Origin of the sequence: Marispirochaeta aestuarii, from assembly GCF_002087085.1 — a bacterium.
In the GTDB taxonomy this organism is placed as follows: domain Bacteria; phylum Spirochaetota; class Spirochaetia; order JC444; family Marispirochaetaceae; genus Marispirochaeta; species Marispirochaeta aestuarii.
Map to the genome: position 1 here is coordinate 57,769 of NZ_MWQY01000011.1, position 25,528 is coordinate 83,296.

At 54.3% G+C, this 25,528-nt stretch carries 24 protein-coding genes; 13 read left to right on the forward strand and 11 right to left on the reverse strand.

What is annotated here, in order from left to right:
* Positions 1-98: 98 nt before the first annotated feature.
* The gene (locus B4O97_RS10970) at positions 99-1,109 is read right to left on the reverse strand and encodes a substrate-binding domain-containing protein (RefSeq protein WP_083050807.1); all 1,011 of its coding nucleotides are present in this window, start codon (positions 1,107-1,109) and stop codon (positions 99-101) included.
* 280 nt (positions 1,110-1,389) lie between these two features.
* Between B4O97_RS10970 and B4O97_RS19755 the strand changes: the two genes are divergently transcribed.
* Positions 1,390-1,512 carry a hypothetical protein gene (locus tag B4O97_RS19755; RefSeq protein WP_269844559.1) on the forward strand — a complete coding sequence of 41 codons (123 nt, stop codon included), beginning with the start codon at positions 1,390-1,392 and terminating at the stop codon, positions 1,510-1,512.
* Between the two features lie 88 nt (positions 1,513-1,600).
* Here the strand turns inward: B4O97_RS19755 and B4O97_RS10975 are convergent, their stop codons facing one another.
* The gene (locus tag B4O97_RS10975) at positions 1,601-2,317 is read right to left on the reverse strand and encodes a hypothetical protein (RefSeq protein ID WP_083050809.1); all 717 of its coding nucleotides are present in this window, start codon (positions 2,315-2,317) and stop codon (positions 1,601-1,603) included.
* Positions 2,318-2,522: 205 nt separating this feature from the next.
* Between B4O97_RS10975 and B4O97_RS10980 the strand changes: the two genes are divergently transcribed.
* The 7 genes from B4O97_RS10980 to trxA are packed head-to-tail and all read left to right on the forward strand — an operon-like array spanning position 2,523 to position 10,099.
* Positions 2,523-3,929, forward strand: coding sequence for an anthranilate synthase component I family protein (locus B4O97_RS10980; RefSeq protein WP_083050810.1), 1,407 nt, complete (start codon positions 2,523-2,525; stop codon positions 3,927-3,929).
* An 18-nt stretch (positions 3,930-3,947) separates the two neighbouring features.
* Positions 3,948-5,540, forward strand: coding sequence for a bifunctional anthranilate synthase component II/anthranilate phosphoribosyltransferase (locus B4O97_RS10985; protein ID WP_083050812.1), 1,593 nt, complete (start codon positions 3,948-3,950; stop codon positions 5,538-5,540).
* On the forward strand, positions 5,537-6,985 hold the full coding sequence (gene trpF, locus B4O97_RS10990) for a bifunctional indole-3-glycerol phosphate synthase/phosphoribosylanthranilate isomerase (protein WP_083050814.1): 1,449 nt from the start codon (positions 5,537-5,539) through the stop codon (positions 6,983-6,985). Before B4O97_RS10985 ends, trpF begins: the two co-directional genes overlap by 4 nt.
* Before the next feature lie 7 nt (positions 6,986-6,992).
* The gene (trpB, locus tag B4O97_RS10995) at positions 6,993-8,225 is read left to right on the forward strand and encodes a tryptophan synthase subunit beta (protein ID WP_083050815.1); all 1,233 of its coding nucleotides are present in this window, start codon (positions 6,993-6,995) and stop codon (positions 8,223-8,225) included.
* Positions 8,218-8,979, forward strand: coding sequence for a tryptophan synthase subunit alpha (trpA, locus tag B4O97_RS11000; RefSeq protein WP_083050817.1), 762 nt, complete (start codon positions 8,218-8,220; stop codon positions 8,977-8,979). The genes trpB and trpA overlap by 8 nt, the downstream gene beginning before the upstream one ends.
* A complete protein-coding gene (locus B4O97_RS11005) occupies positions 8,976-9,755 on the forward strand; it encodes a hypothetical protein (protein WP_083050819.1) in 780 nt (259 codons plus the stop codon). Before trpA ends, B4O97_RS11005 begins: the two co-directional genes overlap by 4 nt.
* 20 nt (positions 9,756-9,775) lie before the next feature.
* Positions 9,776-10,099: a thioredoxin gene (gene trxA / locus B4O97_RS11010; RefSeq protein ID WP_083050821.1), complete on the forward strand. Its 324-nt coding sequence runs from the start codon at positions 9,776-9,778 to the stop codon at positions 10,097-10,099.
* Here trxA and B4O97_RS11015 read toward each other — a convergent pair.
* The gene (locus tag B4O97_RS11015) at positions 10,096-11,133 is read right to left on the reverse strand and encodes a hypothetical protein (protein WP_083050822.1); all 1,038 of its coding nucleotides are present in this window, start codon (positions 11,131-11,133) and stop codon (positions 10,096-10,098) included. The two genes, trxA and B4O97_RS11015, sit on opposite strands and share 4 nt — an antisense overlap.
* Positions 11,134-11,224: 91 nt before the next feature.
* Here B4O97_RS11015 and B4O97_RS11020 point away from each other — a divergent pair, with 91 nt between their 5' ends.
* From B4O97_RS11020 to B4O97_RS11030, 3 genes are all read left to right on the forward strand, one after another.
* The gene (locus tag B4O97_RS11020) at positions 11,225-11,851 is read left to right on the forward strand and encodes a Crp/Fnr family transcriptional regulator (RefSeq protein ID WP_083050824.1); all 627 of its coding nucleotides are present in this window, start codon (positions 11,225-11,227) and stop codon (positions 11,849-11,851) included.
* A 69-nt stretch (positions 11,852-11,920) separates the two neighbouring features.
* Positions 11,921-13,744 (forward strand): glutamine--fructose-6-phosphate transaminase (isomerizing), encoded by a 1,824-nt coding sequence (gene glmS / locus B4O97_RS11025; RefSeq protein WP_083050825.1) that lies wholly within the window; start codon positions 11,921-11,923, stop codon positions 13,742-13,744.
* Positions 13,745-13,757: 13 nt separating this feature from the next.
* On the forward strand, positions 13,758-14,273 hold the full coding sequence (locus B4O97_RS11030) for a hypothetical protein (RefSeq protein WP_083050827.1): 516 nt from the start codon (positions 13,758-13,760) through the stop codon (positions 14,271-14,273).
* Here B4O97_RS11030 and B4O97_RS11035 read toward each other — a convergent pair.
* Positions 14,251-14,697, reverse strand: a complete 447-nt coding sequence (locus B4O97_RS11035) for an RpiB/LacA/LacB family sugar-phosphate isomerase (RefSeq protein ID WP_083050828.1) — start codon at positions 14,695-14,697, stop codon at positions 14,251-14,253. The two genes, B4O97_RS11030 and B4O97_RS11035, sit on opposite strands and share 23 nt — an antisense overlap.
* Positions 14,698-14,784: 87 nt before the next feature.
* On the opposite strand from B4O97_RS11035, the gene B4O97_RS11040 reads away from it, so the two are divergent.
* The gene (locus B4O97_RS11040; RefSeq protein ID WP_233143018.1) at positions 14,785-15,897 is read left to right on the forward strand and encodes a vWA domain-containing protein; all 1,113 of its coding nucleotides are present in this window, start codon (positions 14,785-14,787) and stop codon (positions 15,895-15,897) included.
* Here the strand turns inward: B4O97_RS11040 and B4O97_RS11045 are convergent.
* From B4O97_RS11045 to B4O97_RS11075, 7 genes are all read right to left on the reverse strand, one after another.
* Positions 15,881-16,294 carry an outer membrane protein assembly factor BamD gene (locus tag B4O97_RS11045; RefSeq protein WP_083050830.1) on the reverse strand — a complete coding sequence of 138 codons (414 nt, stop codon included), beginning with the start codon at positions 16,292-16,294 and terminating at the stop codon, positions 15,881-15,883. The two genes, B4O97_RS11040 and B4O97_RS11045, sit on opposite strands and share 17 nt — an antisense overlap.
* Before the next feature lie 18 nt (positions 16,295-16,312).
* Positions 16,313-16,624, reverse strand: coding sequence for a hypothetical protein (locus B4O97_RS11050; RefSeq protein WP_083050831.1), 312 nt, complete (start codon positions 16,622-16,624; stop codon positions 16,313-16,315).
* Positions 16,625-16,705: 81 nt separating this feature from the next.
* Complete coding sequence (locus B4O97_RS11055; RefSeq protein ID WP_083050833.1) at positions 16,706-19,213, reverse strand: glycogen/starch/alpha-glucan phosphorylase; 2,508 nt, start codon at positions 19,211-19,213, stop codon at positions 16,706-16,708.
* A gap of 44 nt (positions 19,214-19,257) precedes the next feature.
* Positions 19,258-20,580, reverse strand: a complete 1,323-nt coding sequence (locus tag B4O97_RS11060; protein ID WP_083050835.1) for a homoserine dehydrogenase — start codon at positions 20,578-20,580, stop codon at positions 19,258-19,260.
* A 67-nt stretch (positions 20,581-20,647) separates the two neighbouring features.
* Positions 20,648-22,441, reverse strand: coding sequence for a methyl-accepting chemotaxis protein (locus B4O97_RS11065; protein WP_083050836.1), 1,794 nt, complete (start codon positions 22,439-22,441; stop codon positions 20,648-20,650).
* A gap of 125 nt (positions 22,442-22,566) precedes the next feature.
* A complete protein-coding gene (locus tag B4O97_RS11070) occupies positions 22,567-23,664 on the reverse strand; it encodes an ABC transporter ATP-binding protein (RefSeq protein WP_083050838.1) in 1,098 nt (365 codons plus the stop codon).
* Between the two features lie 72 nt (positions 23,665-23,736).
* Positions 23,737-24,747, reverse strand: coding sequence for a LacI family DNA-binding transcriptional regulator (locus B4O97_RS11075; protein ID WP_083050839.1), 1,011 nt, complete (start codon positions 24,745-24,747; stop codon positions 23,737-23,739).
* A gap of 94 nt (positions 24,748-24,841) precedes the next feature.
* On the opposite strand from B4O97_RS11075, the gene B4O97_RS11080 reads away from it, so the two are divergent.
* Positions 24,842-25,525, forward strand: a complete 684-nt coding sequence (locus B4O97_RS11080; protein WP_083050841.1) for a D-lyxose/D-mannose family sugar isomerase — start codon at positions 24,842-24,844, stop codon at positions 25,523-25,525.
* Positions 25,526-25,528: the final 3 nt, after the last annotated feature.

Below are 25,528 nucleotides of genomic sequence, written 5' to 3' on the forward strand. Positions count from 1 at the left end.
GACATCAAACAAAGCTCCTGCGGTGCGGTGTCATGGTCATTGCCGAACACCGTACCGCACATAAAACTTCGCGTTTACGTAATTGCGTTAAATGACTACTACCTTGTTATCACACCTTTGCCGGGATCAGCATTGATCCCCCATTTTTCGATGTCTTTGTCAGTTATCGTGTCGGTAGTTAAGAGTAATTCCTCCTGATACACGATTCCGTCGGGGAGATTGCCGCTTTTGATCCACTTGGAAATCTCGGCAGCCTGACGCGGATTGCACTGCATGTCGGCATCCCAGTAGCCGGCCTGCACGTTCCGAAGTGCAAAGCGGTTAAAGTCAAAACCAATAATCTTGACCTTGCCTCCCTTGCCGTGGGAGATTCCGGCCGCCTCGAGGGCCTGTACGGCACCTTGCGCCATTCCGTCGTTTTCCGCATAGATAACGTTGAAATCCTTTCCTGCGGCTATTGCGGCTTCTACCACTTTGCGGGCTTCCTCAAGACTCCAGCTGTCTCCTCCTGTCCCGTCCGCCACGATATTGAGTTTCCCTTCTTTTTCGGCTTTGAGAACAGCGCCACTGCGGCCAATTTCAGCCGCGGATCCCATCTGGCCGCGAATAAGGATCAAATTAATCTTATCAAGCTTCAGACCTAAAACCCAAGCTACCGCTGTATCGCCTTCATACGCCATATCCGAAAGAAGGGCTGCCTGATAGTTTGATTTTTCTGTATCAATCGCACGGTCAAAGAGAATAACCTTTATGCCTGCGTCTTTTGCAGATTTTAAGGTGTCGTCCCATCCGGATGCGTTTGCAGCTGAGATCAGGAGGTAATCCACTCCATCGCGAATGTAGCCTTTTGCTGCGGCAATCTGCTCGCTGTTGTCGCCGGTATTGGTTTGTTTTGCGTCATAGCCGTTCGCCCTTGAGAAGACATTGTTCATGTCTTCAACATTGGCCTGCCGGTAACCCGATTCTTCCGGCGGCAGGTTCACGATACCGACCCTGATAAGATCACCGGCTGAGTCTGTGTCTTTACTGCCTCCGGCAAAGACCATTACCGGTGACAGCATGATAATTAACAGTAAAGCAAAGATGCAGAAAATTGAAAGCTTTTTCATTTTTCGTCCTCCACTCTTGTTAATTTCCGGGATATACCCATTTTTTATTATACCATTGTATTATCAGAAAATATACAAATCTTTATTTACGGTCCCCTCTGCTCAAGTAATGACATGGCTTCATACAGCATATCCAATCTTATGTCTTTAAAATGGCATTATTCCCAATAAAAAATGAAAAAAGAGATCTAACACTATCCATCCGGAAGGAACCCTGGGAGGGTTATAGCAGGACCGCTGGGCCGATACCGAAGGATAACCCCAGTATCAGATCAAGATCGTGGCGGACAGGGTGGAGGACCGGCCCCAGTTCAATAAAACCGGCAAAAGTGATGATGCTGAAGACGGGGCGTCGGAGGACCGGGTGGAGGACCGGCAGCAGGTTATGGCGGAAGTTTTCTAAAATCAGCTGATTGAAGCATAGCCCGGGTACGGAGAGTACCATTCCCGCGCTATGCACCTGGCTGCGTACCAGGTTTTAATCCCCTGTTTTAATAGTTCATACTGAAGCCGCCGCGCAGTACCGGGCGTACCGGATTCTGTTCAACGTCCAGGCTTCCGAAGCCGCCGTCAAACTCATCCAGCATGGGGTTCGAGACCATTACTCCCAGGCCTGCGAAAAGCCGTTTATTCTGGCCCATTCTAAGACTTCCTTCCAGCGTCAGCTCCAGCAGCATTCCAAGTGGATTGTCCGTTCCTCCGCTGATTGTGTTATCTTCGTCGGAATCATCGACAACTTCATAATCGCCACCCCCCACCTGTATGCCTATGCCTATCTCGGTACCGATGCTTATGCCTCCTGCTTTAGCTCCCAGGTCCAGACGGTAACCGTATTTCTGCATGATGTAGACGCAGCCTGCAAAAAGTTCGGCTACATGAGCATCCATGCTCGCGTCGCTGATATAAAAGGAATCAGATTCCCCCAGGTGGTAGATTGTGGCCCCCACTTCGTAGCCGGTATAGAAGCCTCCCCGTTTGGAGATGTTGGTACCGTTCAATATACGGAAATCGAATCCCGGAACCAGGATTGTCTCTTCCAGTCCGTTATCGTCACTTACGTTGAGCATCATTAAGGAAAGACCGTAGGAAGGTGACGAAAAGCGTTTCTTCCAGCCATCTTCCGCAAACGCATTGTCCTGGGCGAAGACCGCCGAACTAATGCTCAGTACAACGATTACGGTAACTGCCACAACAAAAAATTTCTTCATATCCGTCCTCCTGTATATACTTGATTCCTATTCTCATTATAACACACTCTGGCCGGTACCGGGATAATTCCCGGCCACGGACCGGTACCCGGGTAAAACAACAGAGCATCAAAATATGGGACTTGACAGTACATGTTTCTTCCTGTAGTTTCTTTATACAGAAACGTTACTGTTTGTAGAAACGTTATAGTCGGGAGAGATACCTATGAAAACCGAACGAAAAGAACGGGTTCTGATAAAAGCGGTCCCGGGGGACAAGTTCACTCCCTATTCCCTCGCCAGGAAACTGGGGGCCAGGGCGCTGCTTGAAAGCTCCTCCTTCGCAAAGGGAAAGGAGCGCTTCTCTGTTCTGCTGGTCGAGGAGGCCTTCAGGCTGCAGCAGCTGGACAGGGATATTTTCTTTGTACGGGAAGGAAAATCAAAACGGATAAAAAGCGGTGCCCGGGATATTCTGGATGTGCTGAATTATTTTGCTGACCAGCACAAGTCTCTGGGGCTCGAGCTTCCTTTTCCCGCCGGGGGGATCGGATTCCTCTCCTACGAGTTCGCCCGCTTTTGTGATGACATAAAATTTCTTCCCAAGACTCCGGATATGGAGATACCCGATGCCTGTTTTCTGTTTGGAAATCTGTATGTAATCTTCGACCACTACACGGATATTCTCTACCTTGTGGCCCTGGATTATGAAGAGGCCCCGGCAGACCTTGAGAAACTTATAGCGGATACGGAAAAACGCCTTGGCAATCTTGATTTTACCTATCTCGAGGAGCCGGAAAAAGGATATGCCTCAGAGGTGGCGGACAGCGAGGAGGAGCGTAAGGGATACATGGATGGGGTCAGGAAGGTCCGGGAGCGGATTATCGCAGGGGATATTCTGCAGGGTGTGCTTTCACGACGGGTTACCCTGCGGACGACGATTCCTCCCCTGGAAGCTTACCGGCACCTGAGGACTTCAAATCCTTCACCCTATCTCTTTTTTCTTGATTTTGATGATTATGCGATTTTCGGATCTTCCCCGGAGGTTCATGTAAAGGTAAAGGACGGATATGCGGAGATCCACCCCATCGCGGGAACCCGGCGGAGGGGGAAAACGGAGGAGGATGACCGTCACCTTGAAGAGGAGCTCAAAGCCGACGAAAAGGAGCGGGCCGAACACCTTATGCTGGTAGACCTGGCCCGTAACGATCTGGGACGGGTATGCGAACCTGGTACGATAAAAGTGACCTCCTTCATGGAGGTGGAACGTTATTCCCATGTCATGCATCTCGTATCGCGGGTGCGGGGAAAACTTGGAGACAGGAGTTCCGCCCAGGTGATTCGCGCCACCTTTCCTGCAGGAACCGTTTCCGGAGCACCCAAGCTGAAGGCCATGGAGATAATCGATTCCCTTGAACCGCTTCCCCGGGGTTTTTACGCGGGACTTGTGGGATACTTCGAACCCGGCGGGCAGATGGATACATGCATCACCATACGCGCGGCTCTGCAGCGGGGTGAGACTATTACCCTGCAGGCGGGCGCAGGAATCGTGTATGACTCGACCCCTGAGAGGGAGTACGAGGAAACGGGTGAAAAGCTCGGGGCTCTTCTTTCCGCCATCGAGGCACAGATCTGATTCGAAGGAGATTCGATAATGTACGTACTGATAGATAACTACGATTCCTTTACCTGGAATATATACCAGTATCTTACAGAATTGACAAACACGCCGGTCAGGGTATTCCGTAACGACAGGATCAGCCTTAAGGAGCTGCTGGATCTGCCCATGAAGGGCCTGATCATATCCCCCGGTCCTGGAAGACCTTCCGAGGCGGGAATAAGTATCGAAGCAATCCGCAGTTTTGCCGGGAAAGTCCCGATCCTTGGAATCTGCCTGGGACATCAGGCCATAGGGGAGGCCTTCGGCGGGAAGACTGTACAGGCACGGCGTATTGTGCACGGGAAAACCGAGGAGATTGATAACGACGGCAAGGGGGTATTCAGAAACCTCCCTTCCCGCCCGCTTTTTACCCGCTATCATTCCCTTGCGGTGGAGGAGGACTCCCTCCCCGAACAGCTTGAAGTGAGCGCCCGCTCCGATGACGGAGAAATTATGGGACTTCGTCACCGGGAATATGAAATCGAGGGTGTGCAGTTTCATCCCGAGTCAATCGCATCGGAGGACGGGAAAAAGCTCCTGGCCAACTTTATCGAGTACCGGCGGGAACCCTATCCCCTTCAGCGGAACCTGCAGCGGATAATTTCCGGAGAGGATCTGAGCAGGGAGGAGGCTGCGGGATTCATGCGGGAGGTCACCGAAGGAAGCGTCCTCCCCGCGAAACTGGCGGCCTGTCTTACCGCCTTCAACGCCAAGGGGATCACCCCGGAAGAGGTAGCGGGCTGTGCCCAGGTGCTGCAGGAAAAACGGGTCACCGTCCGGGCGGAGAAACCGGTTCTCGATACCTGCGGTACCGGCGGCGACGGCCAGGGGACCTTCAATATCTCCTCCATGGCGGCCCTGATTGCCTCCGCCTGCGGTGCGGAGGTGGCCAAGCACGGAAACCGGGCCATAAGCTCCCTCTGCGGCAGCGCGGATTTTTACCGTGCCCTGGGAATCAACATCGATCTTGGACCGGAGGATGCTGAGAGGATGATCCGGGAGGAGGGCTTTGCCTTCCTTTTTGCTCCCCGTTATCACGGTGCCATGCGCCATGCCGCACAGGTCCGCAGGGAGCTGGGGTTCAAGACGATCATGAATATGCTCGGTCCCCTGGCGAATCCCGCGGGGGCGGAGTATCAGCTTATCGGTGTGTTCGACGGGGAAAAGAGCGAGCTGATGGCCAGGGCGGCGATGCTGCTGGGCATCAAGCGGGGAATGGTTGTCCACGGATCAGACGGACTGGATGAACTGACGGTTACCGGTCCTTCAAAAATAGTCCGTTTCGCCCAGGGAGAAGAGCTGGTGGAGGAGGAGTTCTTTCCCCAGGATCTGGGTATAAAGCCCTGCACTCTTAAAGATCTGCAGGGAGGAGAAGCGGAGGATAACGCCGCCATGGCCAGGGACCTTATAGACGGAGGCGGGAAGCCCGCACTGCGGGACGCCGCCTGCCTCAACGCCGGAGCGGCCCTGCTTGTCTACGGACTGGCGGAGAGTATAGGGGAAGGCTATACCATGGCTCTGAAATCCCTGAGCTCGGGACAGGTCCGGGAAAAACTGCAGGCTGTTATCGAGGCTTCACAACGATGAGCAGGGGAATTCTCGAAGGCATTGTGGAAAAACGGCGCCGGCGTATCCTCAGGGAAGGTCATTCCCTGGGAGTACAGATCCCGGCAGAACGCCGTGTACCCCTGGTCAGCTTTGGCCGGGAACCCTGTATTATCTGCGAGATTAAACGTGCGTCCCCCTCCAGGGGGGGAATTAATCCTTCCCTGGACCCGGTTCATCAGGCCGGGCTCTATTCCGATGCCGGAGTCCTTTCGGTTTCGGTTCTTACGGAGGAGGACCATTTCTCCGGGTCCCTTCTTGATCTCATGGCTGTCAAGGAGACTTTCCCCCAGCTGTCGGTTCTCAGAAAGGAGTTTATCCTCGACGAAGAAGATCTGGAAATCTCCTTTCGTGCCGGGGCAGATGCAGTCCTGCTCATAGCATCCCTGCTGGAGGCCGATACCCTGGCGCAGCTGTATACAAAGACATACGCTCTCGGCATGGATGCCTTGGTGGAGGTCCATTCGGTCGAGGATGTTGCTAAAGTGCGCCGTCTCCGGCCCCGCTTTACGGGTATCAACAGCAGAGACCTGCGCAGTTTCCGCACGGACCTGCTCCTGCCTCTCCAGCTTGCCGAGTCGATTGACTGGGATACGAAGCTGATTTTCGAGTCCGGTATCGGCCGGGGAGAGGATGTCCGGATCGCCAGGAACGCCGGGTTCTCCGGTGTACTGATCGGGGAGACCGCTGTACGCCACCCCGAGCGCCTTGGTGAGCTTGCAGCGGCGGCGGGGGCAGGTCCCGAAAATTCGGTCTTCTGGAAGCACCTGGCCCGGCGCAGGGCTGATCATCCTCAACGGCCGCTGGTAAAGGTCTGCGGCATCACCGGCCGGGAGGACGCTCTTTTGGCAGATTCTCTGGGGGCGGACCTCCTGGGATTTGTTTTTGCCGATTCTCCCCGACGGGCTGATGCAGACTCTGTACGCAACCTGGGTGCAACCTGGGCCCTGAAAGTGGGGGTCGTGGTCAGTGAATCCGGACCGGACGGCCGGAGACGCCTCCCCGGGGAGGTAAAGGAGCTGCTGGATGGGGGGTACCTGGATGCTGTGCAGTTTCACGGTGATGAAGAGCCGGAGGAATGCGCAGGTCTTGCCTTTCCCTATTATAAGGCCGTCAGGGTGGGGTCACAGAAGGATCTTGAGGCGGCGAGGAACTTTTGGTCTCCCCGGGTCCTCATGGATGCCCGGGCAGAGGGGATACGGGGAGGATCGGGTGTCAGGATAAGCTCCCACCTTGTACGCAGGGCGGCGGAGACCGGGCCCCTGTGGATCGCCGGCGGAATCAACTGTGAGAATGTCGTTGAGATCGTAAGGGACTTTAATCCTGAGCTCATCGACCTGTCCAGCGGAGTTGAAGCCGAGGCGGGGAAAAAGGATCCGGAGAAACTGAAACGGCTCTTTGAGCTTCTTGACGGCAGAATGGAGTGATTTACAGATGAGTACAAAGGGACTATACGGAAATTTCGGCGGCCGTTATGTGGCGGAGATCCTGCGAAAGCCTGTTCTTGAACTGGAAGAGGCCTTCGAAGGCTGGAAGGATGACTCAGACTTTAAAGCCGAGTTCGATCGTTATGCCAACGAGTTTATCGGCCGGCCGACACCGCTGATGTATGCCGACAATTTAAGCCGACAGATCGGCGGGGCCCAGATATACGTAAAGATGGAAGGCCTTGCACATACGGGGGCTCACAAAATCAATAATGCCCTGGGACAGGCCCTGCTTGCCCGGCGCATGGGAAAAACGCGGATAATCGCGGAGACCGGGGCAGGACAGCACGGGGTGGCAACCGCTGCTGTCTGTGCCAAGCTTGGCTTTGACTGCACGGTTTACATGGGAACCGTGGATATCCGTCGGCAGAGGCCCAACGTTTTCTGGATGGAGCTCTTCGGAGCCAGGGTGGTTCCCGTCGCCTCGGGAGCCCGGACCCTGAAGGACGCCGTAAATGAAGCCCTGCGGGACTGGTCGGCCAACTTTACCGACACCCATTATCTGATCGGCAGTGCCCTGGGGCCTCATCCCTATCCTGCAATGGTAAAGGAGTATCAGTCGGTTATCGGCAGGGAGACGGCACTCCAAATGTCCGAACGGGATCTGAATGTGGAAGCCCTGATAGCCTGTGTGGGGGGCGGGTCCAACTCCATCGGTTTTTTCGCCCCTTTTATCGAGTCCTCCGAACCCCGACTTATCGGGGTGGAGGCGGCCGGGTTGGGTCTTGAAACCGGGGCCCATGCTGCCCGGATGACCGGTTCCGGGGGCAGAGAAGGGATTATTCAGGGCTACAAGAGTCTTTTTCTTACCGACAACAACGGCCAGGTCCTTTCGACCCATTCCATCTCCGCAGGCCTTGATTATCCGGGAATCGGACCGGAACTTGCCCACCTTGGAAAGGCCGGACGAATCGAATTCGCCAGTGCGACGGATACCGAAGCCCTGGAAGCGGTGAAAGCCTTTGCCCGGTACGAGGGGGTAATCTTTGCCCTGGAGTCGGCTCATGCGGGTGCCGAAGCCATAAAGCTCGCGACGAAGCTGCCGAAGGATAAAGCGCTTATCGTGAATATGTCCGGCCGGGGAGACAAGGACCTCTTTATCTCCGCCGGTGCCCTTGCAGGGCCCTCCTGGAAGGAGTTCCTTGCCCGGGAGGCTGAAGGAGAAGCAGGAGATGAGTAATTCAGAAAAGCACCGGATCATGACCCATATGGTTGCCTTTTATCCGGACAGGGAACAGAGCCTTCAGGTTGCCGGAGCACTGATCGACGGAGGGGCCTCATATATCGAGCTGCAGTTTCCCTTCTCCGATCCCACCGCCGACGGTCCGGTAATTCAGGCCGCCTGCGGCAGGGCCCTGGAGGCGGGTTTCTCTCTCCATGAAGGCTTCGAGCTCGCAGAGAGTATCGCCTCCATGGGGGATGTACCGGTTTTCATCATGACCTACGCGAATCCTGTTATCGCCATGGGTATGGAGGCCTTTATCCGCAGGGCCCTGAAAGCCGGAGTCGAGGGGCTTATTGTTCCCGATCTTGTTCCTGGAGCCGATGAAGGTCTCTACGCGGCGGGCATGACCGCCGGAATGCCCATTGTGCCGGTTGTGGTTCCCACCATATCCGGGGATCGCCTCGATGAGATAGCTTCTCTGAAAGAGAAATACCTCTATGTGGCATTGAGAAGCGGCATTACCGGGAGGGAGACCCGGATTTCTCCGGAGATCATAAGCTTCCTGGATGCCTGTTCCGGAACGGGAATGTTGAGTTTCGGCGGTTTCGGGATCCGCAATGCCGAACAGATTGCCGCCCTGCAGCCCCACGTACATGCACCGGTGGTAGGCTCCGCCCTGGTGGAGGTAATTACTCAACACAGCGGGGAGAATGCCGATAGTATCTATACGGCGGTCCGCGATTTTACCCGCCGCTTGTGTGGAGAATGAAAAGAAACAAGTTAAGCTTTGAAGAGATAGAACGGGCCAGGCAACGCATACTCCAGGAGTATGACCATTATATTGTCCGCTTCATGAAATCCAGGAAACTTCGGAACGACTTCGAGGACCGGTATCTCAGTGCCATGAAATCCAGAATGGACATGTCCCTCTTTCTGCATGCCGAGTTGACCACTGTCCGTGAACTCCAGCGCAGGGAAGAGGAGCGTATCGGGAAGGAGCACAATAGAGCTGCAGATATTGCCGGTAAGAAGAAGCAGAAAAAGACCGGCAGCTTTGCGGACAGGATAATCGCGGAAAACCGCGAAAAGATCAAAAAGTATCCCGATAAAAAGGTTCATCCCGAGGCATCTTTTGAGATTCGTAAACTCTTTGGTGCCATGAGTGAGTTTGAACACAAATCCTGGCCGGATATCGAGCGCTGTATGAGAAAAATTGCGCCCTCCGTATTTTCCGGCCCCCGGGTCATTCTGGAACGCAGGATTTTTGATCTCTGGAGTGATACAAAGGAAGGGGTTTCTCCCCGTCTCGCCGCTTACGTGTCACTGTTCAGCCGTTTTCCCCGCAATGTGAGGGATATTGAACGGGAAGAGCAGCGCTTTATCGTGGATTCGGGATTCCTTCTGAACGATCTGTACCGGGAGATCGGACTCATCAGAACAAATGATATTCTGAGGGTGGATGAGCGGAATTTTCTGGAAAAAATGTACGAATATGTGCATACTGTTATCGATGATTTTCGCTTAAACGATTTTAAATCCCAATAGGCATTTTTTCCGGAGGAAATATGGGCAACGAAGTTACTATCACTGCAGATAACTTTGAATCCGAGGTTCTCAAGTCAAATGTTCCCGTTATTGTAGATTTCTGGGCAGAGTGGTGTGTTCCCTGCCGTATGGTCGAACCGGTATTGAAAGAGATTGCCGCCGAGTATGACGGCAGGCTCAAGGTGGCCAAGGTAAATGTGGACGATCAGGGACAGCTCGCTGCGGAGTATAATATAATCAGTATTCCCACCCTGATGGTTGTAAAGAACGGTGAGGTTGTAAACCAGCAGGTAGGTGCAGGTTCAAAACAGGCCATACTTGACCTGGTCTCTTCCTATCTCTAGGGCTCGTACAGTTCATCACTGTTAATTGCACCGAAACTGTAAGCCCCGGTGGGAACCGTATGCCAGTCCTGTCTGCTGTTGCTGTCCTGCGAAACGGAACTGCGGCAGAGGGATCGCGTAGCGGTGGACTCCTCCGGATTTACAGCATCTTCCGGGCAGAGTGGAAGACTCTCGCCCGTCCAGGCTCCCAGATCGGACAGGTAATCTGCCCTCAGCATCACCGTTGTCGACCCGAATCCCCGGTAATCCTCATCGGAAGCGGAGGTACGGTTTGAATAGAGAACCGCGTCCATAATCTCGCCGAAGGGATCCCGGTACAGGCTTATAACCCCGTTATTTCCGGAGAGCCCGCTTCCCTGGTCGACCCAGAAATCCCTTGCATCGGGAGAGGCGTCCAGGCCTCCGGACAGGCCGGTATCCTCCGTCTCATTCTGTTCCTCCGGTAATCCCTGGGGTTTAAAGTGGATCAGCAGGAACTCTCCGGAACGGACTTCGCAGGCGGGAAAGACTATTCGCTGCTCCCAGTCTTCCGATGTTCCTTCGTAGAGGCAGGCGCCGGCCAGATTGCCCTCTTCCAGCACCATGAGTTCAACCATGTCCGGGTGGGTGCTGCTTCCCCGGGTTGTGAACTCGTTGATCAGCATACCCGGCACCCGGGGATTATGTCCGTAACATCGTACAAGAAGCTGCTGGGAGTTCCCGGCCCGATCTTTTACACGCAGATCAAGGGCATACTCCTTTCCGGGTAACTGGAACTCCCCGGTATGAATGGTAAGAAAGGCTGAAACGATCTCCACTGATGCTTCGCCCAGGGGAGGGACTATGCCTTCCAGGGATGCCTCGTAAACTTCCTCCGAGAACTCCAGGGCGAAGGAGTTCTCATCCAGGGCCCCGGCGGCGCACAGCACCGGAGGAGCAAGATCGGCACCGGTAAGTCCGAAGACTTCCCCCGTTTCGTCAATATCGATAAAGGGTGTACAGCAGGTCCAGGAAAGAGAGACCAGGACCGTCAGTAAAAGCAGGTGCTTGTCCATTGAAACCTCCTTCACTTTTATGTACTGTAATACCGCGTACATGCTGGAATTGCTTCACCATATGCCGAAAATTTAGAGACGGGAGAACGCAATGGAAGATAATAAACTCTTTGAGAAATACGGTCTGACCGTTGATTCCGGAAAGATTCTTTTTCAGGAAGGAGACGGGGGAGACAAAATGTACATCATTCAGGAAGGAAATATCCGGATCAGCAAGCAGATCGGCGGTAAGGAGCATATCCTGGCGGTCCTCGGGAAGGGTGATTTCTTCGGGGAGATGGCGATTGTGAACCAGGTCAAGCGCAGCGCCACGGCGACTGCCATCGGGACTGTAAAACTTCTGGCATTCAACCGTGAAGGCTTCCTGGGAATGATCGAAAAGAATGCCAGGATTGCCCTGAATGTCATCGACAAGCTCTGCCGCAGGCTGCAGCATACCAATAACCAGATTCAGCACCTGGTCAAACGCAACACCAAGGGACTTATTGCCCTGAATCTCTACTATGCTTTCGCTGAAAACGGTTTTGAACAGGCCCGGCTGGAGTATCATAAGCTTTCCCGGGAAATCTCCCTTAATCTCGAGATTCCCCAGGACGCGGTCCTGGATTTTATTGAGAATCTCGCTTCCACCAGGGTGGTAAAGACCGAAGACAACCTCATGTTTCTGCTGGACCGGGATAAGCTTCATTCCCTGGCGGAGAGCGCCTCCGGTAACTGATCAACGTGGTGCATATTCAGCGTACGTGATATAGTCTAGAGATACCATTGTCATAGAAGGAAGAAACAAATGTGTGGAATAGTGGGTTATACAGGACGCCGGGTCTCCTCGGAAGTCCTTCTCCAGGGGCTGCGCCGCCTGGAATATAGAGGTTACGATTCCGCCGGAATCGCAATCGGCAACGGCGACAGCCTTTCGGTGGTAAAGCGTCCGGGCAAGATCAAGGATCTCACCGAAGCGGTTCCCGATACTCTGAAGGGAAATTACGGGATCGGGCATACCCGCTGGGCCACCCACGGGGTTGTCAATGAGATCAACGCCCATCCCCACACCGATGTCTCGGGAAAAATCGCCATATGTCATAACGGTATCATCGAGAACTACATGGCTCTCAAGGAGATGCTCATCTCTGAAGGCTACAGCTTCGTCTCCGAAACCGACTCCGAGGTTATTGCTCATTTAATCGCCTACAACTACCAGGGCGATATAGCGGCGGCTGTACAGACCTCTCTGCCGCTTCTGAAGGGTACCTACGGAATCGTCTGCATTCACGCTGATGAACCCGGACGGATTATCGGCGCCAGAAACGGCTCTCCCCTGGTTATCGGTGTGGGAGAGGACGAAATGTTTCTGGCCTCGGACACCACCGCGGTACTTGCCTACACAAAACAGGCGGTCTACCTGGAAGACGGCGAGATAGTTCTTATCGACCCTGAGGGATTCAAAATCGTCGATGCCGCCAATCGGGAAATCCAGAAGAGAATAGATACCATCTCCTGGGAGCTGGACCAGATAGAGAAGGACGGTTTTCAGTACTACATGGAGAAGGAGATCCGGGAACAGCCGGAATCGATCCTCCGTGCCTTTCAGGGGCGTTTGAACCGCGACGCCGGAACAGCCCATCTTGGGGGACTGAACATGGGTCCCCAGGAGCTGATAAACCTGGAACGGGTAAGTATCATAGCCGCGGGTACCTCCTACTATGCCGGTCTCGTGGGGGCCTATCTCCTCGAGGGCGTGGCGCGCCTTCCCGCCACGGCGGATCTTTCTTCCGAGATCCGCTACAGGAACCCGGTGGTGGAAAAGAACTCACTCCATTTTGCCGTTTCCCAGTCCGGGGAGACCATCGACACCCTCTTTGCCCTGCGGGAGCTGCAGCGTAAGGGGGCCAAGGTTCTGGGCATCTGTAATGTGGTCGGATCAACTATCGCCCGGGAATCCGACGGCGGCACCTACATTCACTCGGGACCGGAAATCGCCGTGGCCTCCACCAAGGCCTTTACCAGCCAGATAACGGTGTTCTACCTTTTTACCCTGCTGATGGCCCGGATGCGCCACATGTCATGGGATCAGGGCCTCGAGTTTATCAACGCCCTGGAATCGGTACCCGACAAAGTGGCGAAAGTCCTTGAAGGGACGGAGCACATTCGCTCTCTGGCGGAGAAATACTCCGATGCAAAAAATTTCCTTTTTCTGGGGCGTGGAATCAACTATCCCGTTGCCCTGGAGGGGGCTCTCAAACTGAAAGAGATCTCCTATATTCATGCCGAGGGCTTCAGCTCAGCGGAAATCAAGCACGGTCCCATCGCTCTGATCAACGAGGAAACCCCTTCTGTTTTTATCGTGCCCGATGATCACCTGCGGGACAAGGTAGTTTCCAACATGAAAGAGGTTAAAGCCCGGGACGGCAAGGTGATTGCCCTGGCCGTAGAAGGAGACGCCGAGGTTGCCGCAATAGCCGACGACACCATATTCGTCCCCAAGACCCATGAGCTTTTTTACCCCTATGTGATGGTTGTTCCGCTTCAGATGTTTGCCTATTACATGGCTCTGAAGCTGGGGAGGGATGTTGATCAGCCGAGAAATCTGGCGAAAAGTGTCACCGTGGAGTAGTTCAGGAGCTGCCGTGCCTCCGTGCGAAACTCTTCCGGCGGTTTTTTCTTCCCGCTGGAAGCGGAGGCTCCTTGGTCTTGTTGTTCTCTTTCTGATTCCCTGTGCGCTTTTTTCCCAGGAGTCGCCGGATATCATGGTGCTTTTGAAAGGGCCGTACCAGGAACAGGGGCTGCCTTTTCTGCCCCGGGACATATCGCTTCATTTTCGTGGAGAGTATCTGTACCGGGAAACGCGGATCAGCATTTTCTATCTTCAGCGTTCCCTTGCCGCCGAGTCGGACTGGCAGGACGGAGGCTGTGCATTTGAGACAGGGCTACTGTACAATCCGCGTCTGGGCAAAATCATGTATCTGCCCTTCCGGAACGGGGAGAGCATTGTCGCCCTTGTTCCGGAAAAGGCAGATCTGGATATGTGCGCCGTCCTGAGTTCCTTTCAGCGTCGCTTTCTGTATTTTCTGAATACGTCCCGCCAGTGGATACTGCCCCCTTTTCCGGGGGTCGTGGAGATCAGCGGTTCTCAAGCCCCATGATCTTGTCGACCCTGCGGGCGTGGCGGTCTCCGGCAAAATCGCCGTCGATAAAGGCGTCCAGCATCTTTTCCACCGGTTCCCAGTAGTCGATGCGGCCACCGAAGGCTATGAAGTTGGCGTTGTTATGCTCCCTGCCCATTCGTGCGGCGAAAATGTTCTGGGGCAGCGCACAGCGGATACCCTTAACCTTGTTGGCCGCTATGGATATGCCGATTCCGGTTCCGCAGCAGACGACTCCGAACTCATAGTCGCCGTCGGACAGGAAGCGTTCGCAGGCCTCCTTTGCCATATCGGGATAATCCACCGACTCCTCGGAGTCCACACCAAGGTTATCAACCCTGTATCCCCTGCTCTCAAGATGTTTTACCAGCTTCTGTTTGATCTCTATTGCGCCGTGATCATTGGCGATAATTACTCTCTTCATACAACCCGATTGTAGTGGAAAAACAGCCCGGAGCCAAGACTAAAGCCAGGGCTAAGAATAGCTGTATCCATGGCCGATAATGGATGTATGGGAGTATGGAAAGTATATCTGGCCATGGTGCTTGGTTTCGGGATCTCACTTTTGTGGGCCGATCCTCTGGAAATAGCCCCGGAGCAGCTTGTAATTACCCAGAGCCTTGACGGCGGTTATGACCTGTATGTTCAGGCGGTACCCGGGCGCGGTTCTGTTCTTTTAACGGAATCGACTGAAGATCCCGAACGGGAGACTGCGAGTTACGCCTACCGCAATCCGGAATATCACCGGGCCAATGGGGATGAAAAACGCCTTCTGAACGGTGTGTTTCTCGAAGAAACCCGTGGTCACTCCCTTGTTGATTCCACCCCGGAAGAGCATCCTGAACTGGGGCAGGCTTTTCACATATTCATTCCCTATCTTGTGCTGTACGGGTACCCCTGGACCAGGTCCGGGGAGGTACAGGTGCTGGACGGAACCTACCTGAGTATCCGGGCATTTGAAAAACCCTTTGCCGACTATACCGCTGGGTTCCGGGACAACCCCTTTGTCCTGAAGGTGATCCAGAAACCCTTTGAGGGTCCACCGGAGGGTAATTATATGGATGCCACCGTGGAGGCCTACCGGGAGATCAGTGATGCAGGCAGGGGAAAGCTTATATATTCACGGGGAGAAGATGACATTCTGGAAAAGATTGCCGGAATTATCGATGAGGCTCCGGGACGCAGCATGGACCTGGTGCTGGCCCTTGATACGACCCAGAGCATGACCAACGATATGCCTCATCTTCGAAAGAGTCTGGTCCCGCTGTTGCGGGAAAAGTCCAAAGGCTTTGATTCCCTGCGTGTGGGGGTTGTCCTGTACAAGGATTACGACGAGGAGTATGTTACCGATGTCTATCCTTTTCAGGCCGGCGGGGTGGAAACAGTACAGCGGATTCTGGATCGCATTCGGGTGTACGGCGGCCGAGATATTCCCGAGGCAGTCTATGAAGCCCTGTATGCGGGCATCCATTCCTATCCATGGAGTGCCGAACGGAGGCTGATTGTGCTGGTGGGAGATGCTCCCCCTCATCCGCGACCCCGGGGAAAGGTGACCAAGGAAATGGTCTACGAGGATGCGGAAAGCCGGGATGTTGAGCTGTATACGATTATTCTACCCCAATAGATATTTCAGCGGCCTCGATCTTTGCCAGCACCTTGCGGGAAAGGATCAGGGGCCACTCCTTGAGTCGTGAAGCCTGTTCGGTTTCGTAGCGGGCGATTATTTCATTGAACATGGCTTTGGACGCCGCGTATTCTCCCTTCTTGTAATGAAGAAAGGCGATCTCGTAATCCGCTTCCACATTTCCCTGCAGATCCTCAGGGTGACGTTCCTTGAAGGTCTGGTAGTATACCAGGGCAGTTTCGTAGTCGTTTCGCTGGGCTACCGCTTCCTGGGCCCGCTGAAAATATTCCATGGGAGACAGGTCCTCAGGGATATCTTCCGGTGCCGGAACACTGATACAGGACGAGATGAATACCATTATAAGCAGGGCAGAGAGTACCGCGATTCCGTGTTTCATGGAAAAAAGTTAAGCATATTAATCGCGGCTTGTATAGATTTCATCCTTGATGGGAAGGTTCTTTTTCAGGTCTTTAATAAACTCTTTGGGATCTCCCATGGGTTCATAGGCATCACAGGAGTCGAGACTGCGCCGGGCAACGGTGAAATATTTGTAGATCTTTTCTTCACCGAGCTTTTTGCGCCATTTTCCCGCATCACAGCGTACGCGAAGAGAATAGCGCACCCCCCCCAGGGGCTCCCTGACCAGCTTGCAGTGGACGCAGTTTGCGCAGTAGATCTTTCCGGACGTGGCGGCTTCTTCGTTCAAAGCTTCATCTTTTGCCGACATAGGTCCTCCATTTTTTCTTGCATAACGTTAACATCATCGACATGCAGCGGTCAATAGTTGAGTCTCCGGGGGGTATTCCGGTTATTTCCGCGCCTCCTCCAGAGTATTGATGGGGTCGTGCTCGGTGTCCACCGGACAGGGCTGTACGTTCCATATATCCTCGGCATATTGTCGGATGGTCCGGTCTGAGGAAAAATTCCCCGAATGGGCAATATTGAGTATCGCTTTCCGGTTCCAGTCGTCCCGGTTACGGTAGAGTTCCTGGACCTGCTTCTGGGCGTCCGCGTAGGACCTGAGATCCGCAAGGTGCATGTAGAAATCCCCCTGATCGAAGAGGGCCCGGCGCAGAGGCTCGAATATTCCCGGCTCGGAAAAGTTGAAATTTCCTGAAAACAGCAGGTCCACCGCCGCTTTTATTTCCTTGTCCCCGTTGTACAGGTCAAAGGGGGAGTAGCGGGGACGCAGGTCGGCCACCTCTTCCGCGGTCAGCCCGAAGATAAAGGCGTTTTCCCTGCCCACCTCGTCGATAATCTCGATATTCGCACCGTCCAGGGTACCCAGGGTAAGGGCACCGTTGCACATGAACTTCATGTTTCCGGTACCGGAGGCCTCGGTTCCTGCAGTGGATATCTGTTCTGAAACCTCGGCGGCGGGAAAGATCTTTTCCGCCAGGGAGACCCGGTAGTTGGGAATAAAGTAGACCCGCAGATACCTGCTGGCCACAGGGTCTCCGTTGACCACCACGCTGATGTTATTGATCAGCTTGATTATGAGCTTTGCCAGCTGATAACCCGGTGCCGCCTTACCGGCAAAAAGGAAGGTCCGGGGAATCAGGTTTTTGGTTTCCCCCTTCCTGATGCGGTTATAGAGCATGACAATGTGCAGGGCATTCAGAAGCTGCCTCTTGTATTCGTGAATACGTTTTATCTGCACATCGTAGATTGATCCGGGATTGATGACGAATCCGTGATCAGCGGCGAGTACCTCCGCCAGACGCTCTTTTGCCTCCTGCTTTACCTCTTCAAAGCGTTTTCGGAAAGCCGCATCCTCCGCCAGGGGAGCGAGTTTCTTCAGCCGGGTCATGTCGGTAATCCAGTCTTCACCGATGTGCTCAGTGATCAGTGAGGAAAGTGCTGGATTCGATTTCAGGAGCCATCGTCGCTGGGTAATTCCGTTGGTCTTGTTGTTGAAGCGTTCCGGATACAACTCCGCAAACTCCGGCACCACCCGGCTGCGCAGCAGGTCGGTATGAAGGGCCGCAACCCCGTTGGTGGAGTGGGTTCCCACGATGGAGAGGTGGGCCATTCTGATCTGCTTGGTGTCTCCCTCTTCCACAATACTCATCCGGTTCAGGCGCTGCATGTCTCCCGGGAAGGCGATGGATACCCGCTGGAGAAAATGGTGGTTGATGTCGTAGATGATCTGCAGATGCCGGGGCAGGAGTTTCTCCAGCATCGGAACCGGCCACTTTTCAAGGGCCTCCGGCATCAGGGTGTGGTTGGTGTAGCCCAGGGATTTGATGGTGATGTCCCATGCCGTATCCCAGTCAAGCTGGTTTTCATCGATCAGAATGCGCATCAGTTCAGGCACTGCCAGGGAGGGATGGGTGTCGTTCAGCTGAATCGCCGCGTAGTCGGGGAACTCTCTCCAGGAATGTCCTCCCTTCTTGAAACGCCGTACGATATCGGCCAGGGAACAGGCGACGAAGAGGTACTGCTGTTTGAGCCGCAGCTCCTTGCCGAGATAGAGCTTGTCATTGGGGTAAAGCACCTTGGTAAGGTTTTCCGCACTGACCTTTGCGGCCACAGCTTCGACGTAGTCGCCTTCATTGAACTCGCTGAAATCGAACTCCTCGGCAGCCCTGGCGCTCCAGAGCCGCAGGGTATTGACGGTTTCTCCTCCGAAACCGACGATGGGTGTGTCGAAGGCTATGCCCAGAACCGGTGTGGTGTCCACCCAGTGGTATTTTCGCCGGCCCCGTTCAACGATGGTATCCACCCGTCCGCCGAAGTGTACCGGGACCACTATGTCCGGTCGTTCTATTTCCCAGGGGTTCCCCCGGCGAAGCCAGTCGTCCGGCTGTTCCACCTGCCAGCCGTTCTCTATCTGCTGTCGGAATATCCCGAAATCGTAGCGCAGGCCGTATCCGAAGGAGGGGAGGTTCAGGGTCGCCAGGGAATCGAGGAAACAGGCGGCCAGACGGCCGAGGCCTCCGTTTCCGAGACCCGCATCGATCTCCTCCTCCCGCAGCTCTTCCCAGCTGTAGCCCAGCTCGCTCAGGGCCTCTTCAACCGCCGGTTGAAGGTGCATGTTGATTACATTGTTGCCCATGGAACGACCGATAAGGAACTCAAGAGAGAGATAGTAGACCCGCTTTACCTTTTGCTTGTAATGGGTCTGCTGGGTCTTCATCCACTGGTTCATGAGTCTGTCCCTGACCGTCAGGGCCAGGGCCATATATCTGTCGTAATTTGACGATGAGTAACGGTCCACGCCAAGGGTAAACTTGAGGTGTTCGGCGTAGCCCCAGGCAATGGATTCCGTGTCATGTCCCTGACGGGTAGGAATGGAAGGACGATTGTTTTCCACAGGGCACCTCCGTAATGTTCCCTATAATAGTGTATACCGCGGCTTTACGCGAATATTTCCTCGTGTTCATCGAGTATTTCAATGCAGATGCTCGGTTCGCGGACGACGGGCAGCTTGTCCAGGGCGGCCAGGGCCGTTCGCAGGTTTCCTTCCCGTACACTGTGGGTGGTTATTACCACGGGAACGGCATCGGCTTTGTCGTTGTAGGGCTCTTTCTGGAGCACCGAAGAAAGGCTTATCTGGTTTTCTCCGAGAATCCCGGCTATCTGGGCAAACACTCCCGGCTGGTCTTCCACCATCAGACGCACGTAGTATCGGCCCTGGATGTCCTCCTGTGGCAGGAGGACGGCCTTCTTTGTCCTGTCGGGCCAGATGTTCAGGGTCGAGAAGACCGTGTCCGCGGTTCCCATACAGCTGGAGATGATATCCGCCGTAACAGCGCTTGCCGTCGGGCTGCCGCCTGCTCCGCGTCCGTAGTACATGGTGTGTCCCACCGCATGGCCGTATACGCTGACTGCGTTAAAGGGTCCGGAAACCCAGGCCAGGGGGTGTTCGGTGGATATGAACGCAGGCCGGACCCGCAGGGCGAGGCCATCTTCTTCGCTCTGGGCAATTGCGAGCAGCTTGACTACATAGCCGAGTTCCCGGCCGAAATTCAGGTCGATAAGCTTGAGGGAATCAATCCCCTGTACCGGGACAGATTCCAGGTCCACCCGCTGGGCGAATGCCAGGGACGACATGATGGCCAGCTTGTGGGCAGAGTCTCCCCCGGTAACGTCCAGGGTGGGATCGGCCTCCGCCAGGCCTGCCTCCTGGGCCTCCTTGAGGGCCTCCTGGTAACTGTTTCCCTTCTGCATCATCTCGGTAAGGATATAGTTGCAGGTTCCGTTGACTATACCGTAGAAGGCGTCGATCCGGTTGGGGAGAATCCCGTCGTATAGTGCCCGCAGAATCGGTATTCCCCCGCCGCAGGAGGCCTCAAAGGAGATGGAAACGCCGGCTTCTCTGGCAACGGCCATGAGTTCGGCGCCGTGTTTTGCCAGAAGCGCCTTGTTTGCTGTAACAACCCGTTTTCCGGCTCTCAGGATCTTTTCGGTAAGGGTCCGGGCAATCCCGGTTCCTCCTATCAATTCCACTACAGCAAGCACATCCGGATCCGCAAGGACCTTGTCCAGTTCGGTCTCAAAGAGACCGGGATCCAGGTTCAGGGATTCAGCGTGGGAAAAATCCTTGTCCACAATGTAGCGCAGTTCAATATCAAGACCGGTCTTGGCGGCGAGCATTGAACGCTGGCTCAGAAGCAGGGCGGCGGTTGCGCCGCCGACAGTGCCGCAGCCAAGAATGGCGACAGCGGAGGGGCGTTTCATAGAGTCTCCTTGATTCAGACAGTACTGGGTCAATCCTAGGCGGGAGGCTTACAGCTTGTCAAGCTCTCTAGAAAAACGTTACTGCACCTTCCTGGGTTCCGGTTTCCACCGAGAAGCCGCCGATCTCTCCGGCCCGTGCCTTGTGGGCGTAGATGGTAAACTGGTTGACGATCTCCTGCAGCCGTTGCTCCCGGATTTCCCATTTTTCCTGTCCCCGCTCATTGAGGATCTGGGCTTTGCGGGAGGCGGCGGAATGGGCGGTGCGTTCGAAGATTTCCATGATGGATCTGGCCTGCTGACTGAGTCCGGCCAGTCGTTCTCTGTCTGCGTCGGTGGAACCGAAGAGTTCCCGGAATTTGAGGTTGAAAAGGGTGAACCCCTGCATGGTACGGACAATCTCGTCGTTGGTATCCTTCAGTTTTCCGTAGAGGCGCTGAATCTCCAGGGTGAAAGAGGATACAAGGTCGGTTTCCTGGCGATAGGAGTCGCGAAAGCCTTCCTCCGCTTCCTGGGCAGTCTCTATGAACTCCTTGGTTGTCTCCAGGGCGCTCTCCACGTCGGAAAAAATGCGGTCCGTAAGGTTCCTCATCTCCTGGACCGTAGACTGCATTCCCTTGAGTATCTGCCGCTTGGCGACCTCTATGCGTGCCGCAACATGAATGTTCCTGAAACGTCCGACAAGGGTGGTGAACTTCTGAAAGCCCTCTTCCAGTCCCTGGATGCGGCCGAGAAACGCGGAGTTGGTGGTGCGCATGTTCTGTTTCAGCTTCGGGACCTTGCGGGTGTTCTTTAACATGGCCCCCAGCTCGTTTTCCGACTGGTGAAACAGGTCGTAGATGCCGTCGTCCCTGGATTCGCCCTCGATCTGCCGGGAAATGAAGATGTCCCGTTCGTGTTCTATGGTCTCGACGGCCTTTTTTACCTCTTCAATGCTGGAAACAAAGGTCTCGGAATTCTCGGTGATCGCCGCGGCGATATTCTCAAGAAGGTATGAGCCGAGATTGGCCACCTGTTCGAGAAAGGTCAGTTCGTCCAGCAGCCAGTCCTCCCGGCCGTTGCCGTTATGAGAGTCATCGATGCTCTGGATCTTGTCCAGGGTTATGCTGATCTGGTCCACCGTCTGCCGGATAATGTCCTGGGTCTGAACAGCTTCCATCATCCGGATAAGGGGCTGCCGGATATCGTCCGCCCGGGTGCGCAGGGTCTTGAAGAAATTCACGATCCTGGTAAGGCGTTCTTCGATGGTGGAGAAGTAACTGAAGAGCTTGTCGCCGAAACTGTAGAATATTCTATCCTGTTCCTGGGTTATCATATCGGCGGTTCTCTGGACTTCCTCAAAATAGGATTGTATCTGTTTTCCCTCGGTGGTCAGGTTTTTCGCCTCTGATATGGTTTTAGCGGAGATCCGCCTCAGCTCATCGGTAACATGGGAAAACCCGCCGCCTTCCTGTCCCGCCTTCAGGGCGACTACCATGGCGTTGAGGGAGATGAGCTCCATCTCCTCGGTATTGAAGGTGATGGCGGCGATGAGCTCCTCCAGGGTATCAAGACGTTTGATACTCTGTTTCAGCATATCGAGCAGGCTGTTGTCGGAACTGCTCAGAGAAGAAAAGGAGCTGTGGGTCTGCTGAATACAGCCCTTCGTATTGTCCATAATCATGTGCAGAGCGTCGAGTCCGTTGCCGCCTTCCGCCGCTATGAGGCTGATCTGTCTGTCCGCGTCGGTAAATCCGCTGTCGAACTCCTGCAGCATCTTCGGATACTCTTCCGCTATGTGGGTATAGACAGCCTCGGTAGTTTCGATGAGGTCGTTCAGCTTGCCGGCAAGTTCTTGTCTGGTAGATTCCTGAAGTACATTCACGCTGTCAATTATAGGTCAGGATTATGCTGAAATCAATCGAAAAGCGATCCTCTCCAGGGCTGTTTCCCCGGTGGGGACAAAAAAAGACCGGCCCCGAAGGGCCGGCAGGGACTAAAGGTCGGTTTTTATTTATACGGAATTGTTTTTTCGCTCTCCTGTTCGAAGAAGAGTACCTTGTTCATGTCGGGTTTCAGATAGATTGCGTCTCCCACCGAAGGCTGAACGCTCGGGGCGACCTTGGCAATCATGGTGTGTTTCTTTGTCTTTACATAGAGATGGGTCTCTGCTCCCAGGGGCTCGATGACTTCGACAGTGGCTTTGATAACCTTGTCGTCGGCGGTTTTGGTCTCGTAGAGGTCTTCCGGACGTACGCCGAAGGTTACCTCTTTGCCGACGTAACTCCTGATACTTTCCGCGTAGCGTCCTTCGATCTCGATGGAGAAATCCCCTTCGTCGGCAAACAGCTTGCCTCCCTCCTCCTTGATGGTGACGTTGGCAAAGTTCATGGGGGGAGACCCGATAAAGCCGGCAACGAAGCGGTTGTTCGGTTCGTTGTAGAGATTGAGGGGGGTGCCGATCTGCTGGATAAGCCCGCCCTTCATTACGACGATCTTGTCCGCCATGGTCATGGCTTCCACCTGGTCGTGGGTTACATAGACCATTGTCGCCTGGAGCCGGTTGTGCAGGGCTGAAATCTCCGCCCGCATCTGGACCCTGAGTTTTGCGTCCAGGTTGGACAGGGGTTCGTCGAAGAGGAACACCTTGGGTTTACGTACGATGGCACGGCCTACGGCGACGCGCTGGCGCTGACCGCCGGAAAGAGCCTTGGGCTTTCTGTCCAGCAGCTCCTCGATATCGAGGATCTGGGCGGCTTCCTTGACCCGGGCGTCGATCTCGTTCTTTGGAAATTTCCTGATCTTGAGCCCGAAGGCCATATTGTCGTAGACCGACATGTGGGGATACAGGGCATAGTTCTGAAAAACCATGGCAATGTCCCGATCCTTGGGGGGGACATCGTTGACGATTTTGCCGTCGATGGTGAGTTCACCCTCGGTAATGTCCTCGAGACCGGCGATCATGCGCAATGTCGTGGTTTTTCCACATCCGGAAGGGCCGACCAGTACTACGAATTCCCGGTCCTCTACAGTGATGTTCGCGTTGTCGACAGCGCGAACGTTCCCATCGTAAACCTTTACGATGTTCTTGAGTTCTACGTTAGCCATTAATGACCTCCAATTATCTTATAAAAACCATGGTACAGTGGAAAATTTCAGCTGTCAATGAAAAATGGCTGTCTATTTGCCGCTTACAGAGCTGTAATCGGCCCTGAGGGCCAGGCTTTTCCGGACCGGTTCCGCCTCCGGGTTATCCATCAGGTGCAGAAGAATCTGTGCAGAGCTGATCCCCAGTTCATAGTGGGGTTGAATCAGGCTGGCCATGCCGCTTGAAAATCCTTCCGGATCTCCTCCAAAGCGGATGACCGCGTAATCCCTGTTCAGAACCAGTCCTTTGCCGGTCAGGATTTCTTTTACCCGGAGGGACAGGCTGTAGGTTGTACAGAAAAAACCCAGTTTTTTTCCTCTGTGGGCTCGTACCGTATCCGCTAATGCCTTTTCAAGGTCACCTGCGTTTCGGTCCTGCCGGCCAAGAAGCAGGCGTCTGCATTCCGGTATCTGCCGGGTGAATCCGTCTATCCGCTCCCGCAGGGATGATGCACTTATATTCAGGGAAACCACGGTACAGACTTCGCAGCCCTGAGCGATCAGATACTCCGCTGCTGCGGTGCCCCCCTCCCTGTCTTCCTGCAGAACCCGGCTTCCTGTGTAGCCTTCGGGAATCCTGTCGATCATTACCAGGGGAAGCTTTTTTCCGGCGATCAGTTCCAGGTGAGGTCGCGGAGGAGATTCTGTTTCGTAGCCGCAGGTGGGTGCCATCAAAAGGCCGTCGATTCCCCGGCGCAGGAGTTCTTCCGTGTTACGGGCTTCCGTTTCATGCCTGAAACGGCTGGTCATGAGAATCATCATATAGTTTTGCGCCGAAAGGACATCCTCGATTCCCCGCAGCATGTGAACCATGAAGCTTTCAAAAATATCGGGAAAAATAATGCCGATGGTTCTGGAGCTGCCGGCATTCAGCGTCTGGGCAAAGTAATTGGGCGTATAGTTCTCTTTTTTTACGGTTTCGAGAATGCGGTTCTGGGTTTCCCGACTTATTCGATACTGATCTCCCTTGCCCTGGAGTACCAGGGAAACAGTGGTGCGGGAGACTCCCAGCTCCTGGGCAATGCTTTTCATGGTTTTTTTCATGTCCCCTCACTTTATAACTTGCGGGAATCTCTGACAAGATTTAGAATGCTTACCTAGGTTAGCATTCAGGAATTCCGGAAAAGGAGATCTTTCCATGAAACGAAGCGAAATCAATGCAATTCTCCGGGAGGGAGATGAGTTTTTTAAATCCAGCATGTGGCATCTTCCCGAGTGGGCATACTGGTCACTGGATGAGTGGAAACAGTACAGCCATCAATGCTCAGCAGTTTTTGCCCATTCCCTGGGCTGGGACATTACCGATTTCGGAAGTGGAGACTATCTTAAAAGAGGGCTTTTTCTCTTTACGCTCCGGAACGGCGTGAATGGCCAGCCGGGAAAACTGTATGCCGAAAAGATCATGATAGTCAGAGAGGAGCAGGAAACCCCTTTTCATTACCATAAACTGAAACAGGAAGACATCATCAACCGGAGCGGGGGGAATCTCCTGTTCAAGCTCCGTCATACCAGTGACGGTACGGCAATGGATGAAGAGCGGCCTGTGGAGATCCTGATTGATGACAGAAGCCGTACTGTTCAGCCGGGAGAGACGCTGTGCCTGAAACCGGGACAGAGCATCTGTCTGGAGCCCGGGGTGTACCACAGGTTTTATGGGGAAACGGGAGAGGGAACGGTCCTGGTCGGCGAGGTGAGCCTGGTCAATGACGATGCAGCGGATAATTATTTTTACGAGTCCCTCGGCCGATTTCCGGAAATTGAGGAGGACGAGGAACCGCTTTACCTGCTCTCCAGCGACTACTCAAGGTTTCTGGGGGTATAAACG